The sequence below is a fragment of the Jannaschia donghaensis genome (assembly GCF_001403795.1).
GTDB classification, from domain to species: Bacteria; Pseudomonadota; Alphaproteobacteria; order Rhodobacterales; family Rhodobacteraceae; genus Jannaschia; species Jannaschia donghaensis.
This window is the reverse complement of the sequence record NZ_CXSU01000012.1, coordinates 715,316-731,356: the sequence shown is the minus strand read 5'-3', so window position 1 is coordinate 731,356 and position 16,041 is coordinate 715,316. Positions and strand designations below refer to the sequence as shown.

The window sequence follows — 16,041 nt, the reverse complement described above, 5'->3', positions numbered from 1 at the left end:
TTCCGTGGGACCGGCAAGGATGATCCGAAGCCTCTACGACTGGACCCTGTCCTGGGCCGCCCACCCCCGCGCCCTCTGGGTCCTGGCCTTCGTCAGTTTCGTCGAGAGTTCGGTCTTTCCGATCCCCCCCGACATCCTGCTTATCCCGATGATCCTGGCGGCCCCGTCGCGCGCCTGGCTGATCGCCGGGGTTTGCACGATCGCCAGCGTCGCGGGCGGCATGGCCGGCTACGCCATCGGGTTCTTCGCGTTCGAGACGATCGGCGAACCGATCCTGACCGCGCTGGGCAAGGCCGACAGCTTCGAAGATTTCCGCACCCGCTATAACGACTGGGGGGCATGGGCCGTACTGATCGCGGGGGTCACGCCTTTCCCGTACAAGGTCATCACCATCCTGTCGGGCGCGACGCAGCTGTCGCTGCCGGTCTTCATCTTGTCCAGCATCGTGGCCCGGGGATTGCGGTTCTTCATCGTGGCCGGTCTTTTGTGGAAATTCGGCCTGCCGATCCGCGATTTCATCGAAAAGCGTCTGGGCCTGATGTTCACGTTGTTCTTCGTGGTCCTGATCGGGGCCTTCGTTCTTCTGAGGTATCTGTGACACGCCTGATCGCCCTTGCCACCGCTGGACACGTCGGCCTTCTGGGTGGCGCGTTCCTGTTCCAACTCGCCGGCTACGCACCCTGTGCGATGTGCCTTTGGCAACGCTGGCCCCATGCGGCCGCGATCCTGTTCGGGATTCTGGCCCTGTCTGGCGTGATGCCCCGCGCGATGGCCGCACTGGCCGGCGTGGCCGCCGTGGTGACAAGCGGCATCGGCTTTTTCCACGCGGGCGTCGAACAGGGTTGGTGGCCCGGTCCCGGCAGTTGCACCGGTGGGGGCGACGGGCTGTCGTCGCTTTCGGGAACGGACCTTTTGTCGACCGAGGTGACGGACACGATCGTCATGTGCGACGACATCGTCTGGCAGCTTGGGCTGACCATGGCCGGTTGGAACGGGGTGCTGTCGCTGGGGCTGGCCGCACTCTGGTTCTGGGCCGCGGCGCGCGATTGACGACCGGTTTCGCAGCGAAACCAATGGCTTAGTGTTAAAATAATATGAACGGATCGACCCTGCGTCCCGTCCGAAGGGATATCCGGCGTTGAGCCCATATGCAGGGGATGATAGCGTTCCCGACAACCAGATGTAGTCCCCGCAAGAGGCGCAGAATCGCATGAACGACGACCCGCAAAACCCTGAGAACGAAGACGAAAAGCCCAAGCGCGAGGTGATGGCCCACGCGGGCCCTCAGGTCAGCATCATCGACGAGATGCGCACCTCGTTCCTCGACTATGCGATGTCGGTCATCATTTCGCGCGCCATTCCGGACCTGCGCGACGGGTTGAAGCCCGTCCACCGGCGCATCCTCTATGCGATGCATGAAGCGAACAACACGCACGACAAATCGTACCGCAAATCGGCTCGCGCCGTCGGCGATGTGATGGGCAAATATCACCCGCACGGCGATTCCGCGATCTACGAAGCGCTGGTGCGGATGGCGCAGCATTTTTCGATGTCGCTTCCATTGCTGGATGGTCAGGGCAATTTCGGATCGATGGACGGCGATAATGCCGCCGCCATGCGCTACACCGAAGTGCGGATGGACAAGCCGGCGGCCTTCCTGCTGGCGGATATCGAGAAGGACACCGTCGACATGGTGCCGAACTATGACGGCAAGGACACCGAGCCATCGGTCCTGCCGGCGCGGTTCCCCAACATGCTGGTCAACGGCGCGGGCGGCATCGCGGTCGGCATGGCGACGAACATTCCGCCCCATAACCTGGGCGAGATCATCGACGCCTGCCTGGCCCTGATCGAGAACCCGGACCTGACGTCCGAAGAACTGATCGAATACGTGCCCGGCCCCGATTTTCCGACGGGCGGCATCATTCTGGGCCGCACGGGCATCCGCAAAGCGTATCTGGAGGGGCGCGGCAGCGTCGTGATGCGCGCCAAGACGCGGGTCGAGGAGATCCGCAAGGATCGCTTTGCCATCGTGCTGGACGAGATTCCGTATCAGGTAAACAAGGCCACGATGATCGAGAAGATCGCCGAAGCGGCCAAGGAAAAGCGGATCGAGGGCATCGCCCACGTGCAGGACGAATCCGACCGGATCGGCGTGCGGGTCGTGGTGGAACTCAAGCGCGATGCGACCGCCGAGGTGGTTCTGAACCAGCTGTTCCGATTTACGCCGATGCAGACGTCGTTTGCCTGCAACATGCTTGCCCTGAACGGCGGGCGCCCGGAACAACTGACGCTGCGCCGGTTCCTGACGTCGTTCCTGGCTTTCCGCGAGGACGTCATCGCGCGGCGCACGGCATACGAGCTGCGCCGAGCGCGCGAACGCAGCCATATCCTGTGCGGTCTGGCCGTGGCCGTCAGCAACGTGGACGAAGTCGTCAAGACCATCCGTGCGTCGGCCGATGCCGCCGAAGCGCGCGCCAAACTGATGACCCGCCGCTGGCCCGCCGAGGAGATCGCGCCGTTCATTCGCCTGATCGACGATCCGACGCATACGATGAACGACGACGGCACCTACAACCTGTCGGAGACGCAGGCGCGCGCCATTCTGGAGTTGCGGCTGCAACGCCTGACCCAGATCGGGGTGAAAGAAGTCACCGATGAGTTGGAAGAGCTGGCGGGCAAGATCAAGGAATACCTGGAGATCCTGGGAAGCCGCGCCCGTATCCTTGAGATCATCTCCAACGAGTTGATCGAAGTGCGCGAGCAATTCTCCGTCCCCCGTCGTACCGAGATCACCGATTGGTCCGGCGACATGGATGACGAGGATCTGATCGAGCGCGAAGACATGGTCGTGACCATCACCTCCTCGGGCTATGCAAAGCGCACGCCGCTGGTCGACTTCCGCGCGCAGAAGCGGGGCGGCAAGGGCACCGCCGGCATGGCGACGAAGGAAGAAGATGTCGTCACGACCCTGTTCGTGGCCAACACGCATACGCCGTTGCTGTTCTTTACGACAGACGGGATGGTCTACAAGCTCAAGACCTGGCGTCTGCCGCAGGGCGGGCGCACGGCCAAGGGCAAGGCGCTGGTCAACCTGCTGCCGATCCCCACGGGCACGGGCATCGCGGCGATCATGCCCGTGGACCGGGACGAGGCCGATTGGGACGAGTTGCAGGTCGTGTTCTGCACCGATCACGGCACGGTGCGGCGCAACAAGCTGTCGGATTTCGCCAATGTCATGCGCAACGGCAAGATCGCCATGAAGTTCGAGGGCGAGACCGAGGGCTGGAAGCTGATCAATGCGCGGATCGCGTCGAACGACGACGATGTGATGCTGATCAGCCGGTCGGGTCGCGCGATCCGCTTCCCTGCGACGGCGGTGCGGGTGTTCAATTCGCGCGCATCGACGGGCGTGCGCGGCATCCGGTTGGGCGAGGACGATGCCGTCGTGTCCATGGCCGTCATCCGCCACTTCGACGCCACGTCGGACGAACGGACCGCCTATCTGAAGAAGCGACGCGCGGTTGCGGGCCTGGCGGACGATGCGGAATTGCCGGACGACGAGGAAGGGTCGGCCAACGCCACGATTTCCCCCGAACGCTACGCCGAGATGTCGGCGGCCGAGGATCTGATCCTGACGATCACCGAAAGCGGGGCCGGCAAGTTGTCGTCGAGCCACGATTACCCGGTGCGCGGGCGTGGCGGCATGGGGGTCGGCGCGCAGGACAAGGCCGCACGCGGCGGTCCGATTGCCGCATCTTTCCCGGTGGAGATGGACGACCAGATCATGCTGGCCACATCGACGGGTCAGTCGATCCGCTGTCCGGTGGACGGCATTTCCTTCCGGTCGCGCAGTGCCGGGGGTGTCAAAGTGTTCGACACAAGGGCCGATGAGCGTGTGGTGACCGTCGCGCGCGTGGCCGACCGTCAGGATGACGAGGATCTGATCGACGAAGTCGGGGAAAGCCCCGCGCCCGAGTGACCTGAGCACGGGGCGAGGCACCGTCTGTGCGATCTTCGCATGGGCGTCCTTGCCCCGGTGCGACTCGATACTGGCGAAATGCGTTACGTTCGCGTTATGGTCGTGTTCAGGAAGGGGGGGCATCCGGATACGGGGTGCCCTTGGGAGTTGCGGATGACCCTCGACAATTGGGATGACCTGAAATTCGTGCTTGCCATGACGCGGCACGGCACGATGTCGGCGGCGGCACGATATCTCGATACGAACGTGGCGACGGTATCGCGGCGGTTGGACCGGTTGAGCCACGATCTGGGCGTATCGCTGTTTGAAAAGCGGGGGACCGGGTTCGTCGCCACGAAGGCGGCCGAAGATCTGGCGTTGATCGCGGAAGACCTGGATCACCGGCTCCGCTCCGAAATGGCGGCGATGAAGATCGGGGACGCCGGCGCCCTGATCCCGATCGAGATCGCGGCCCCGCCCGCCGTACACAAGCAGTTCGTCCTGCCGCGCACGGGGGAGTTGTCGGATTATCTGCCCCACGTCCTGCTCACGCTGACCGATAAGGTGTTTTCGCAAGGCTTGGGCGAGGCGGACATCCAGGTTCGCATCGGGCGGCCCGAGGGGGGGCGGCTTAAGGCCCGGAAATTCTGCGACTATTCGCTGCGCGTCTATCACGGCAGGCACCACAAGCCCGAGGGGGACTGGATCGGCCTGACCCATCGGTACCCCGACGCCGACAAACTGCGCGAGATTTATACCGATGCGAAGCCCAAGCCCCGGTACCGCGTTGAGGAAATGCCGATGGCGCTCGACATGGTATGCGAAACCGGTCTGCCGGGTCTTTTGCCGGATTTCATGGTTCAGCCGCACCACAATCTGGTGCTTGCCGACCTGCCCGACAACGCACTCAAGGGCGAGCTCTGGATTACGTACCACGAGACGCGGCACAGCGACAAAACACTGCGTTCGGTGGTGGATTGGTTCTGCAACGGCACTGTCCTGAGCGGTATGCGGTTGGCGAGCGAATAGGGCAAAGCCGCCGCTTGGTATCTGGGTCCCGTCAGCGATCCACTCTTCCACAGCGGATATTTTTCGGACGGTGACGCGGTCTGGCGAAGGTTCATACGGGACATTTCCGCAATGCGAACGGACGGGGGCACGACGACCCTGCGCCGAAACGTCGCCGCCGTCCGAAACGGTCGCACCGTCATATCCGCTTTCGTGTTCGCGGCCCGGTCGGTATGGATGGGTCATGGCAGAAAAACTTCACATCATCGGCGGCGGCATGGCCGGATCGGAGGCGGCGTGGCAGGCGGCGCAGCTGGGCGTCCCCGTCGTCATTCACGAAATGCGGCCCAAAGTGGCGACCTTTGCGCATCGCACCGGGTCACTGGCGGAAATGGTCTGCTCCAATTCCTTCCGGTCCGACGATTCCGAACAGAACGCCGTCGGGCTCCTCCATTGGGAGATGCGGGCGGCCGGCGGTCTGATCATGGAAATGGCGGACGCGCATCGCCTGCCCGCCGGTGGTGCCTTGGCCGTCGACCGCGATCCTTTCGCCGAAGCCGTCACCGCGCGCCTGCGGGCGCATCCGCTGATCAGCGTGGTGGACGAGGAGGTGACCGCCCTGCCCGAGAGTGGGCATTGGATCGTCGCTACCGGCCCGCTGACCGGATCGGGCCTGGCCCAGTCCATCGCGGCCGAGGCGGGGCAGGATAGCCTGGCATTCTTCGACGCCATCGCACCCATCGTGCATTACGACAGCATCGACATGGACACCGCCTGGATGCAGTCGCGCTATGACAAGGGCGAGACCGAGGAGGAGCGGACGGCGTACATCAACTGTCCGATGACGAAGGACCAATACGAGGCCTTCATCGACGCGATGCTGGCCGCCGAAAAGACCGAGTTCAAACCGGGCGAGACGGCCGGCTATTTCGACGGCTGCCTGCCGATCGAGGTGATGGCCGAGCGGGGCCGCGAGACCCTGCGCTTCGGGCCGATGAAGCCCGTGGGCCTGACCAATCCGCACAATCCGACCGAGAAGGCCTATGCCGTGGTGCAGCTGCGCCGCGACAATGCGCTGGGCACGCTCTATAATATCGTCGGCTTCCAGACCAAGATGAAGTACGGCGCGCAGAAGTCTGTTTTCGCTATGATTCCCGGTTTGCAGGACGCGTCGTTCGCGCGTCTGGGCGGCATTCATCGCAACACCTTCATCAACTCCCCCACGTTGCTGGACGATCAGATGCGGCTGAAGTCGAAGCCGCACATCCGCTTTGCCGGGCAGATCACCGGCGTCGAGGGTTATGTGGAATCAGCGGCCATGGGCATGCTTGCCGGGCGTCTGGCCGCCGCAGAACTGCAGGGTCACGGCCTGGCCTCGGTGCCGCAGACCACAGCGATGGGCGCACTGGTCACGCATATCACCGGCGGAGCGGATGCGAAGACGTTCCAGCCGATGAACGTGAACTTCGGGCTGTTCCCGCCGGTGGATGCCAAGGGCGGGCGCAAGCGGCGCGCGCTGCGCTACAAGATGTATACCGACCGGGCCAAGGCCGACTGGCACGACTGGCTCGGGATGCGCGCCGCCGCCGAATGATCACGCGGTTCGCCCCGTCGCCCACCGGGCCGCTCCATCTGGGGCATGCCTGGGCGGCGATCTGCGCGGACGACGCGGGCGACATGGTGTTGCGGATCGAAGACATCGACCAAAGTCGCGCGCGCGCGGACCACGAGGCGGCAATTTACGAACATCTGTCTTGGCTGGGGCTGACGTGGCCCGAGCCGGTGATGCGGCAGTCGGAGCGGATGGAAACCTACGCCGCCGCACTCGACCGGATGTGGGCCATGGGCGTCCTCTATCCGTGCAGCTGCAACCGACGCGATATCCTAGAGGCGGCAAGCGCCCCGCAGGAGGGCGCGCCGCTGACGGGGCCGGACGGCGTGATCTATCCGGGGACATGTCGCGGCGTGTCGCGGACGGGCGCGCGGCCCCAGGGCGTGGCGCTTCGCCTGGACGCATCGGCGGTGGGGAACCTCACATGGACGGAGGCCGGGGCGGCGTGGGCGTTGGATGCCGAGACCTTCCGCCGGACCATCGGGGACGTCGTGGTCGCCCGCCGCGACATGGGCACATCGTATCACCTGGCGGTCGTCGTGGACGACGCCGCGCAAGACATCGGGTTGGTCACGCGCGGAGAGGACCTGGCCGAGGCGACGCCGATCCATGTCGCATTGCAAGGGCTGCTCGGCCTACCGACGCCTGCATATCGCCACCACGATCTGGTGCGCGACGCCGATGGCAAGCGGCTGGCCAAGCGCGACGACGCGCGGTCGATTGCCAGCTACCGCGACGCGGGCTGGACGGCACAGGCGTTGGTGGCGCGACTGCGGGAGAGTCGGGTGGCACCCGAGGCCTAGACCGGCTGTGCCGTTTCGACCATCCGCGCGAAGAAGCTGGCCCCCAGCGGGGCGATCGTATCGTTGAAGTCGAACTCGGGGTGGTGGAGGACCGGGCCGGGGCCGGCCCCGAGAAAGAGGTACGCGCCGGGGCGGACGTTCAGCATGTAAGAGAAATCCTCTGCCCCCATTTCCTTGGGGCTGTCGGGCGTGACCTTGTCCGCACCCACCACGTCGGCGGCGACCTTGGCAGCGAAGGCGGCTTTGTCTGCGTCGTTGACCGTGGCGGGATAACCCCGTTCGTACCGGCAGGTCGCCGCCACGTCATAGCTGGCCGCCTGCCCTTCGACGATCTGTCTCAGGCGGCGTTCCACCATGTCCTGCACTTGCGGATCGAAGGTGCGCACCGTGCCTTCCAGATAGGCCGTGCCGGGGATGATGTTGTCCGCGGTCCCGGTGTGGATCTGCGTGATGGACACGACCAGTTCGTCCAGCGCGTAATGGTTGCGCGACACGATCGTCTGAATGGCTTGGCCGATGCCGAGGGCCGCGACGATGGGGTCCTTGGTGTCGTGGGGCATCGCGCCGTGCCCGCCTTTGCCGGTGATGTCGATGTGGAACGTGTCCACGGCGGCCATGATCGGGCCGGGCGTCGTGAAGAATTCGCCTTCCGCGAAGTTGGGTGCGTTGTGGATGCCATAGACCTGTTCGATGTCGAAGCGGTCCATCACGCCTTCGTCGACCATGACGGCCCCGCCGCCGCCGCCCTCCTCCGCCGGTTGGAAGATAAGCGCGACGCGGCCGCGGAAGTTGCGCGTCTCGGCAAGGTATTTCGCCGCGCCCAGCAGCATCGTCGTATGCCCGTCGTGCCCGCAGGCGTGCATCTTGCCCCGCGTCTCGGAAGCGTGTTCGACGCCCGACGCCTCCAGGATCGGCAGCGCATCCATGTCGGCGCGCAGGCCGATGGTCGGGCCATCCCCCTGCCCTTCGATGATGGCGACGATGCCCGACGTGGCGATGCCCTCGTGGATTTCGGTGATGCCGAAGTCGCGCAACTTGTCCGCGACGAAGCCGGCGGTCTTGGGAAGGTCGAACTGCAATTCGGGATTGCGGTGGAGCCAGCGACGCCATTCGCGCATCTCGGGCTCCATCGCGGCGATCGAATTGATGACGGGCATGGGCTTGTCTCCTGTGCGCATTGCCGGGCAGGAAACACCTAAGACAGGAGAGACGCAATGCACGACATCTGCACCACCCCCGGCGGCGGGCTGCCCCGGTTGCTGGCGATCATGGACCGGCTGCGCGACCCGGACCGGGGCTGTCCGTGGGACATCGAACAGGATTTCGCGTCCATCGCGCCCTATACCATCGAGGAGGCCTATGAGGTCGCCGACGCGATCGCGCGCGGGGCTTGGGACGAGTTGGAGGGAGAGTTGGGCGATCTGCTGCTGCAGGTCGTCTATCATGCGCGGATGGGGGCGGAAGACGGGCGCTTCGATTTCCACACCATCGCCGACCGCGTGGCGCAGAAGATGGTCGACCGGCATCCGCACATCTGGGGCGACGGCAACCGGGACAAGTCGGCCGCGCAGCAGGTCGTCGACTGGGAAGCGGTCAAGGCGAAGGAACGCGCCGGTGATGGCGCGCGACGCACGTTGGACGGTGTGGCACTGGGCCTGCCCGCGCTGATGCGGGCGGTGAAGTTGCAGAACCGCGCGGCGCGGGTCGGCTTCGACTGGCCGGAAACCATGCAGGTTCTGGACAAGGTGCAGGAGGAAGCCACGGAGCTGGTGGAGGCGAAGGAGCGCCTGACCCGGCGGGAGGTCGAGGAAGAGATGGGCGATCTGCTGTTCGTCATCGCCAATCTGGCACGGCACCTGAAGGTGGATCCCGAAGCAGCGTTGCGGGCGGCCAACGCCAAGTTCGTCCGGCGGTTCGAACAGATCGAGGATGCGCTGGCCGCGGATGGCCGGACCCCGGCGCAGTCCGATCTGGCGGAAATGGATGGACTTTGGGACGCGGCGAAGTCCCGCGAAAAAGAAACAAAGTAAAACACTCGGGATTGACCCGAGTGTTTTAGTCAGGTTTAAACCGGGCATCGCAAATAACGGAGGCCCCGATGCTTCGCACCGCCATTCTCGCCACCACTGCCCTTGCCGCCGCGGGCCCCGCGTTCGCCGGTGAGGTCAATGTCTATTCGTACCGTCAGCCCGAGCTGATGCAGCCGCTGATCGATGGCTTCGAGGAGGCGACGGGCCACACGGCCAACGTCGTCTATATCGACAAGGGCATCACCGAGCGTCTGGTGGCCGAAGGCGAGCGTAGCCCCGCCGACCTGATCTTCACCGTCGACGTATCCCGCCTGTCCGAGGCCAAGGAGGCTGGCGTTCTGCAACCGGTCGAGTCGGACGTGCTGACCGCGAATATCCCCGACGCGATGCGCGACGACGACAACATGTGGTTCGGCCTGACGACGCGCGCGCGCATCATCTATGCCAGCAAGGATCGTGTCGGCGAAGGCGAGGTCACGACCTACGAAGATCTGGCCGATCCGAAATGGGCGGGCCGCATCTGCACCCGGTCGGGCACGCATGTCTATACCATCGGCCTGGTGTCCGCCGTGTTGGAGCATAATGGCCCCGAGGCGACGCAAACCTGGCTGGAAGGCGTGAAAGCCAACCTGGCCAAGGCCCCCGACGGAAATGACCGCGCGCAGGTCAAGTCGATCTGGGCGGGCGAATGCGACATCTCGTTGGGCAACACCTATTACATGGGGGCCATGCTGGACGACCCCGAACAGGAGGCATGGGCCAATTCCGTGCGCATCGAATTCCCCACCTTCGCCGATGGTGCCGGCACCCACGTCAACGTGTCCGGCGTCGGCATGGTGAAAGGGGCCGCGAACGAAGCCGAAGCGCTGGCGTTCATGGAATACCTGTCTTCGGCCGAGGCGCAGCAGATCTATGCGAACGTGGTGAACGAATACCCCGTCAAGCCGGGCACGCCGCCGTCGGACCTGGTGGCGGGCTGGGGTGAGTTCACCCCCGACGAGACCGACCTGACGGCGATTGCCGGCAACCGGGCCGAGGCGCTCAAGCTGGTGGAAACCGTCGATTTCGACGGCTGACGGACCGAGCTTTCAGCCGTGCGCCCCGCTCTGGACATTCCGGGGCGGGGCGCATCTTTGTAGGCCATGACGCAAAAGATCATCATAGACACCGACCCCGGCCAAGACGACGCGGTCGCGATCCTGCTGGCCCTCGCCTCCCCCGAATTGGAGGTGCTGGGCCTCACGGTCGTGGCCGGAAACGTCCCGCTGGATTTGACGGCCCGGAACGCGCGGATCGTCTGCGAATTGGCCGGGCGACCGGATATGCCGGTTTTCGCGGGCTGTGACCGGCCCCTTGCCCGCGATCTGGTGACGGCCGAACATGTGCACGGCAAGACCGGTCTGGACGGGCCGCAGATGGCCGACCCGACGATGCCGTTGCAGGACATGCACGCCGTCGATTTCATCATCGAGACATTGCGGTCGCAGCCCGCAGGCAGCGTCACGCTCTGCCCCCTTGGCCCGCTAACCAATATCGCCACGGCCTTCCGCCGCGCGCCCGATATCGTGGCGCGCGTCGCCCGGATCGTCCTGATGGGCGGCGCGTATTTCGAGGTGGGCAACATCACGCCCGCCGCGGAGTTCAACATCTACGTCGACCCCGAAGCGGCGAAAATCGTCTTCGACGCGGGCGTTCCGCTGACTGTCCTGCCATTGGATGCGACGCACAAGGCGCTGACCACCGCCGACCGTGTGCAGGCGTTCCGCGATCTGGGGACGGAGGTGGGCCGCATGGTCGCCGCCTGGACCGATTTCTTCGAGCGGTTCGACAAGGAGAAATACGGCTCTGCGGGTGCGCCGCTGCACGACCCCTGCGTCATAGCCTGGCTGCTGGCCCCCGACCTGTTCACCGGGCGCGAGATCAACGTGGAGATCGAGGTCGACAGCCCGCTGACCCGCGGCATGACCGTCGCCGACTGGTGGCGGGTGACGGACCGGCCGGCCAACGCTCTGTTCATCGGCGGGATCGATGCCGACGGGTTCTTCGCCCTGCTGACCGAGCGGCTGGCGCGGTTATCATAGTGGGGCTAACCCTCGCGCTGCGAAGGATCTGAGGTCAGAGGAAGCGGCATGTTTCAGTTCGACAATTCCTACGGGCGTCTGCCCGACCGGTTCTATACCAAGATGGCCCCGACACCGGTGGCCGCGCCCGGCTGGGTGGCCCTGAATGAAGGGCTGGCGCGCGATCTGGGCCTGGACCCGTCGGTGCTGCGGACGCGTCTGGACGTGTTCTCCGGAAACGCCGTGCCGGAGGGGGCCGACCCCTTGGCGCAGCTTTACGCCGGGCATCAGTTCGGCGGCTGGTCGCCCCAATTGGGCGATGGTCGCGCGCTGTTGTTGGGGGAGCATGCGACGGGCGACCGGCGGGTCGATATCCAGCTGAAGGGATCGGGACCCACGCCCTATTCGCGCATGGGCGACGGCCGGTCCGCGCTGGGCCCGGTGATCCGCGAATATATCGTGTCCGAAGCCATGCACGCGCTGGGCGTGCCCACCACTCGTGCGCTGGCGGCGGTCACGACGGGCGAGACTGTGTTGCGCCAGGAAGGGCCAATGCCCGGCGGCATCCTGACCCGCGTGGCGGACAGTCATATCCGCGTCGGCACCTTCCAGGTGTTCGCCAGCCGGGACGACATCGACGGCCTGCGCGCGCTGCTGGACCACGCGATTGCACGCCATGCGCCGGAATCGCGGGGCCCGATGGATCTTTTGCGGCACGTCATGGCGGCGCAGGCGCGGCTGATTGCCGAATGGATGGGCCTGGGGTTCGTGCACGGCGTGATGAACACCGACAACATGACGATTTCGGGCCAGACCATCGACTATGGCCCCTGTGCGTTCATGGAGGACTATCATCCCGATACCGTCTTCAGCTCCATCGACACGGGCGGGCGTTACGCCTGGAAGAACCAGCCCGACATCGCGCTGTGGAACCTGGCGCAGCTGGCGACGGCGTTGCTGCCGCTTATAGGAGACCGCGACGCGGCGGTGTCCGAAGCGACCGAAGTTCTGGAGGGGTTTCGGCAGGTCTACGCGACCGAATGGACGCGTGTGATGTCGGCCAAGATCGGGATGGATGACATGAACCTCGCCATGGAACTGCTTGATATCATGTCCGACGGGCGGGCGGATTTCACCAATACGTTCCGTGCGCTAACGGACGATCCGGACACGGTGCGCGACGCATTCGCGGCCCCCGACCGCATCGACGGCTGGCTGGCGCGGTGGCGCGCGGCGGGGCCGGACCACGGTGCGATGACGCGGGCAAACCCCGTCGTCATCCCGCGCAATCACCAAGTGGAGGAGGCGATCGCCGCGGCATACGCCGGCGATTTCACCCCGTTCGAGACCCTGAATGTCGTTCTGTCCGATCCTTGGACGGCGACCGACGACAACGCGGCCTTCCGCCGCCAGGCGACGGCCGATCAACGGGTGACGCAGACCTTCTGTGGGACCTGATTGCCCCGACGCCCCGCCAACGCTAGGGACAGGCATGACGACGACGATCCTTGACCGTTGCGAAGCCCGCGGGCTTCGCGTGACCGGCCAGCGCCGGACCATAGCGCAGGTGCTCGAGGAATCTGGCGATCACCCCGATGTCGAGACGATCCACCTGCGGGCCAGCGCATTGGACGCGAACATCTCGGTCGCGACCGTGTACCGAACCGTCAAGTTGTTTGAAGAATCGGGCCTTTTGGAGCGGCGGGAATTCGGCGACGGGCGCGCGCGCTACGAAGATGCCGAACGCGACCATCACGACCACCTGATCGACGTGCAGACCGGAGAGGTCATCGAATTCGTCGACCCCGAGATCGAAGCCCTGCAAGAAAGGATCGCGGCGCGCCTTGGCTATGATCTCAAGGGCCACCGGCTGGAGTTGTTCGGGACACGCCGGAAGTGACGTCTGGCCGCGTCAACGGAATCTTTACGCCAGGGGGGCTAGACCGACCGGACCAAAAATCCGAGGCCCGTCATGCAATATCGCTCTCGCAGAATTCCGTCGAACGCCGATGTCACCGTCGTGATCTGCGGCCTGCAACTGACCATCCCCCTGATCGACGTGTCGGAAACGGGGATGAAACTGGCGCTGGCCTACGAATTTCCGCCCGACACTGCGATCACTATCCAATCGGCGCGGCTGCATCTGCACGGCGTCGTCAGCTGGAGCACGCAGTTCGAGACCGGGGTGCGGCTGCTGCAACCTTTGGGGAAAGCGGACTTGGGGGAATTGGCGCAGATCGCCTGGGCCGCCTGACCGACCGTTTCAGCGGCCCGGCAACCGTATGACCGATACCATGCGCGGTGCCGCGCTGATGGTCGGGGCGATGGCCTGTTTCGCGGTCGAGGATGCGCTGATCAAAGGCCTGTCCGATGTCTTTTCGCCGGCGCAGATCATCTGGATGCTGGGCCTGGGCGGTGCTGCGGCCTTTGCCGTCTGGCTTCAGGTCAGCGGCAAGGGGGCCTGGTCGCCGCTCTATCTGCACCGCCGGGTTCTGCTGCGGTCGGGGTGCGAGGTCTTCGGCACGCTCTGCTTCGTGTCCGCCCTCGCCCTCATCCCGCTGGCGCTGGCGTCTGCGGTGATCCAGGCCACGCCGCTTGTGGTTGCAATGGGCGCGGCGGTGTTTCTGGGTGCGACGGTGGGCTGGCGGCGCTGGCTGGCGATTTCCGTCGGGTTCTTCGGCGTGCTGATCATCATCCGGCCCGGCGGCGCGGCCTTCGACCCCGCGACGCTGTTGGCGCTTGGTGGAATGCTGGGCCTTGCGGCGCGGGACCTTGCGACAAGGACGATGCCAGCCGAGATTTCGGGCGCGCGCCTGTCGCTTCACGCCTTTGCCGCGCTTTTGCCGACGGGGCTGGCCCTGCAACTGATCCTCGGCCTGGATTTCGTAATGCCCGATGCCGCACAGCTGGGCATCCTTGCGCTGTGCGTGGCGATCGGGATGGTCGGATACCTTACCATCGTGGGCGCGACGCGGTTGGGCGACATCAGCGTCGTCTCCTCGTTCCGATACTCCCGGATGCTGTTCGCCCTGATCGTCGGCGGCATCGCCTTTGGCGAACGGCCCGACATCTGGACCCTGGTTGGCGTGTCGATTGTTATCGCTACCGGCCTTTACACATTGATCCGCGAAGCCCGCCTGCGGAATGCTTCCCAAGCGTAACCGGACGGGTTAGACGGTCTGCGACGTCAAGTCGCCAACCCTGCCGGAGGCCCCCATGTTCACCATTACCGACATTCACGCGCGCGAAATCCTCGACAGCCGGGGCAATCCGACCGTGGAGGTGGATGTCTTCCTGGAAGATGGAACGATGGGCCGCGCCGCCGTGCCGTCGGGGGCCAGCACCGGTGCCTATGAAGCGGTGGAAATGCGCGACGGCGACAAGGCACGATACAAGGGCAAGGGCGTCTTGAAGGCGATCGAGAACGTCAACGGCGAGATCGCGGACGCCATCGCGGGCTTCGACGCGACCGAACAGGAAGCCATCGACGCCGCGATGATCGAACTGGACGGCACCGACAACAAGGGCCGGCTGGGCGCGAACGCCATTCTGGGCGTTAGCATGGCGGTGGCCCACGCGGCCGCCGACGCCAGCGCCCTGCCCCTGTTCCGCTATGTCGGCGGCACGTCGGCGCGTGTCCTGCCGGTGCCGATGATGAACATCATCAACGGCGGCGAACATGCCGACAACCCGATCGACATCCAGGAATTCATGATCATGCCGGTGTCCGCCAGCAGCATCGCAGAAGCCGTGCGCATGGGATCGGAAGTGTTTCACACCCTGAAGGGCGAGCTGTCGGCCGCCGGCCTGTCGACGGGTCTGGGCGACGAAGGCGGGTTCGCCCCCGAGTTGCCGTCAACCCGCGAGGCGCTGGATTTCGTGCTCAAGTCCATCGAAAAGGCCGGATATACACCGGGCGAGGACATGATGCTGGCACTCGATTGTGCGGCGACGGAATACTACAAGGACGGCAAATACGTGCTGTCCGGTGAGGGCAAGACCCTGACATCGGACGAAAACGTCGCCTATCTGGCCGACCTGGTGCGCGACTATCCCATTCTGTCGATCGAGGACGGCATGTCGGAGGACGACTGGGACGGATGGATCGCCTTGAACGCGGCCCTTGGCGACAAGGTGCAGCTGGTGGGCGACGACCTGTTCGTCACCAACCCCGCGCGTCTTGCCGACGGGATCGAGAAGAAGGCCGCGAATTCGCTGCTGGTGAAGGTCAATCAAATCGGGACGCTGTCCGAAACGCTGGAAGCGGTGAGCTTGGCGCACCGCAACCGCATGACCTGCGTCATGTCGCACCGTTCGGGCGAGACCGAAGACGCGACCATTGCGGATCTGGCCGTCGCCACGAACTGCGGCCAAATCAAGACCGGATCGCTGGCGCGGTCCGACCGGCTGGCCAAGTATAACCAGCTGATCCGTATCGAGGAAATGCTGGGCGAGACGGCCGTTTACGCCGGTCGGTCCATCCTGCGCGGGTGAAATCGGCCCCGACGGCGCGGCCCGGCCGAATGTCCCAAAGGGGCCGTGCCGCAGATCGGTTGAGCCGTCCGGT

General features: G+C 65.1%; 15 protein-coding genes. 14 read left to right on the top strand and 1 reads right to left on the bottom strand.

Annotated features, from left to right (window positions below; all coding sequences use genetic code 11):
* Window positions 1-19 precede the first annotated feature (19 nt).
* The 6 genes from JDO7802_RS12820 to gluQRS all read left to right on the top strand — a co-directional run bounded on the left by JDO7802_RS12820 (window position 20) and on the right by gluQRS (window position 7,384).
* Complete coding sequence (locus JDO7802_RS12820) at window positions 20-598, top strand: YqaA family protein (RefSeq protein WP_055086176.1); 579 nt, start codon at window positions 20-22, stop codon at window positions 596-598.
* Window positions 595-1,050 carry a disulfide bond formation protein B gene (locus JDO7802_RS18020; RefSeq protein WP_055086174.1) on the top strand — a complete coding sequence of 152 codons (456 nt, stop codon included), beginning with the start codon at window positions 595-597 and terminating at the stop codon, window positions 1,048-1,050. Before JDO7802_RS12820 ends, JDO7802_RS18020 begins: the two co-directional genes overlap by 4 nt.
* 160 nt (window positions 1,051-1,210) lie before the next feature.
* Window positions 1,211-3,982, top strand: a complete 2,772-nt coding sequence (gene gyrA, locus JDO7802_RS12810; protein WP_055086172.1) for a DNA gyrase subunit A — start codon at window positions 1,211-1,213, stop codon at window positions 3,980-3,982.
* Window positions 3,983-4,135: 153 nt separating this feature from the next.
* Window positions 4,136-4,990 (top strand): LysR family transcriptional regulator, encoded by an 855-nt coding sequence (locus JDO7802_RS12805; RefSeq protein ID WP_055086170.1) that lies wholly within the window; start codon window positions 4,136-4,138, stop codon window positions 4,988-4,990.
* Window positions 4,991-5,213: 223 nt separating this feature from the next.
* Window positions 5,214-6,563, top strand: a complete 1,350-nt coding sequence (gene trmFO / locus JDO7802_RS12800; RefSeq protein ID WP_055086168.1) for a methylenetetrahydrofolate--tRNA-(uracil(54)-C(5))-methyltransferase (FADH(2)-oxidizing) TrmFO — start codon at window positions 5,214-5,216, stop codon at window positions 6,561-6,563.
* Window positions 6,560-7,384 carry a tRNA glutamyl-Q(34) synthetase GluQRS gene (gluQRS, locus tag JDO7802_RS12795; RefSeq protein WP_055086166.1) on the top strand — a complete coding sequence of 275 codons (825 nt, stop codon included), beginning with the start codon at window positions 6,560-6,562 and terminating at the stop codon, window positions 7,382-7,384. The genes trmFO and gluQRS overlap by 4 nt, the downstream gene beginning before the upstream one ends.
* Here gluQRS and JDO7802_RS12790 read toward each other — a convergent pair.
* Window positions 7,381-8,541 (bottom strand): M20 aminoacylase family protein, encoded by a 1,161-nt coding sequence (locus JDO7802_RS12790; protein ID WP_055086164.1) that lies wholly within the window; start codon window positions 8,539-8,541, stop codon window positions 7,381-7,383. The genes gluQRS and JDO7802_RS12790 overlap by 4 nt on opposite strands.
* 57 nt (window positions 8,542-8,598) lie before the next feature.
* On the opposite strand from JDO7802_RS12790, the gene mazG reads away from it, so the two are divergent.
* The 8 genes from mazG to eno all read left to right on the top strand — a co-directional run bounded on the left by mazG (window position 8,599) and on the right by eno (window position 15,968).
* Window positions 8,599-9,414 carry a nucleoside triphosphate pyrophosphohydrolase gene (gene mazG / locus JDO7802_RS12785; RefSeq protein WP_055086163.1) on the top strand — a complete coding sequence of 272 codons (816 nt, stop codon included), beginning with the start codon at window positions 8,599-8,601 and terminating at the stop codon, window positions 9,412-9,414.
* Between the two features lie 68 nt (window positions 9,415-9,482).
* Window positions 9,483-10,490 (top strand): extracellular solute-binding protein, encoded by a 1,008-nt coding sequence (locus JDO7802_RS12780; RefSeq protein ID WP_055086161.1) that lies wholly within the window; start codon window positions 9,483-9,485, stop codon window positions 10,488-10,490.
* Window positions 10,491-10,556: 66 nt separating this feature from the next.
* Window positions 10,557-11,495, top strand: a complete 939-nt coding sequence (locus tag JDO7802_RS12775; RefSeq protein ID WP_055086159.1) for a nucleoside hydrolase — start codon at window positions 10,557-10,559, stop codon at window positions 11,493-11,495.
* A 48-nt stretch (window positions 11,496-11,543) separates the two neighbouring features.
* Window positions 11,544-12,932, top strand: coding sequence for a protein adenylyltransferase SelO (locus JDO7802_RS12770; protein ID WP_055086157.1), 1,389 nt, complete (start codon window positions 11,544-11,546; stop codon window positions 12,930-12,932).
* A 34-nt stretch (window positions 12,933-12,966) separates the two neighbouring features.
* A complete protein-coding gene (locus tag JDO7802_RS12765; protein ID WP_055086155.1) occupies window positions 12,967-13,374 on the top strand; it encodes a Fur family transcriptional regulator in 408 nt (135 codons plus the stop codon).
* Window positions 13,375-13,446: 72 nt separating this feature from the next.
* Window positions 13,447-13,728 (top strand): PilZ domain-containing protein, encoded by a 282-nt coding sequence (locus tag JDO7802_RS12760; RefSeq protein ID WP_055086153.1) that lies wholly within the window; start codon window positions 13,447-13,449, stop codon window positions 13,726-13,728.
* Window positions 13,729-13,756: 28 nt separating this feature from the next.
* The gene (locus JDO7802_RS12755) at window positions 13,757-14,635 is read left to right on the top strand and encodes a DMT family transporter (RefSeq protein ID WP_055086151.1); all 879 of its coding nucleotides are present in this window, start codon (window positions 13,757-13,759) and stop codon (window positions 14,633-14,635) included.
* A gap of 55 nt (window positions 14,636-14,690) precedes the next feature.
* Complete coding sequence (gene eno, locus JDO7802_RS12750) at window positions 14,691-15,968, top strand: phosphopyruvate hydratase (RefSeq protein ID WP_055086149.1); 1,278 nt, start codon at window positions 14,691-14,693, stop codon at window positions 15,966-15,968.
* The last annotated feature ends 73 nt before the right edge of the window (window positions 15,969-16,041 follow it).

Coding starts and splice junctions, on each gene's coding strand:
- JDO7802_RS12790 (WP_055086164.1), bottom strand. CDS start 8,541: ATGCCCGTCATCAATTCGATCGCCGCGATGGAGCCCGAGATGCGCGAA.
- gyrA (WP_055086172.1), top strand. CDS start 1,211: ATGAACGACGACCCGCAAAACCCTGAGAACGAAGACGAAAAGCCCAAG.
- trmFO (WP_055086168.1), top strand. CDS start 5,214: ATGGCAGAAAAACTTCACATCATCGGCGGCGGCATGGCCGGATCGGAG.
- JDO7802_RS12820 (WP_055086176.1), top strand. CDS start 20: ATGATCCGAAGCCTCTACGACTGGACCCTGTCCTGGGCCGCCCACCCC.
- JDO7802_RS12765 (WP_055086155.1), top strand. CDS start 12,967: ATGACGACGACGATCCTTGACCGTTGCGAAGCCCGCGGGCTTCGCGTG.
- JDO7802_RS12780 (WP_055086161.1), top strand. CDS start 9,483: ATGCTTCGCACCGCCATTCTCGCCACCACTGCCCTTGCCGCCGCGGGC.
- JDO7802_RS12760 (WP_055086153.1), top strand. CDS start 13,447: ATGCAATATCGCTCTCGCAGAATTCCGTCGAACGCCGATGTCACCGTC.
- JDO7802_RS12770 (WP_055086157.1), top strand. CDS start 11,544: ATGTTTCAGTTCGACAATTCCTACGGGCGTCTGCCCGACCGGTTCTAT.
- mazG (WP_055086163.1), top strand. CDS start 8,599: ATGCACGACATCTGCACCACCCCCGGCGGCGGGCTGCCCCGGTTGCTG.
- gluQRS (WP_055086166.1), top strand. CDS start 6,560: ATGATCACGCGGTTCGCCCCGTCGCCCACCGGGCCGCTCCATCTGGGG.
- JDO7802_RS12755 (WP_055086151.1), top strand. CDS start 13,757: ATGACCGATACCATGCGCGGTGCCGCGCTGATGGTCGGGGCGATGGCC.
- JDO7802_RS12775 (WP_055086159.1), top strand. CDS start 10,557: ATGACGCAAAAGATCATCATAGACACCGACCCCGGCCAAGACGACGCG.
- JDO7802_RS12805 (WP_055086170.1), top strand. CDS start 4,136: ATGACCCTCGACAATTGGGATGACCTGAAATTCGTGCTTGCCATGACG.
- eno (WP_055086149.1), top strand. CDS start 14,691: ATGTTCACCATTACCGACATTCACGCGCGCGAAATCCTCGACAGCCGG.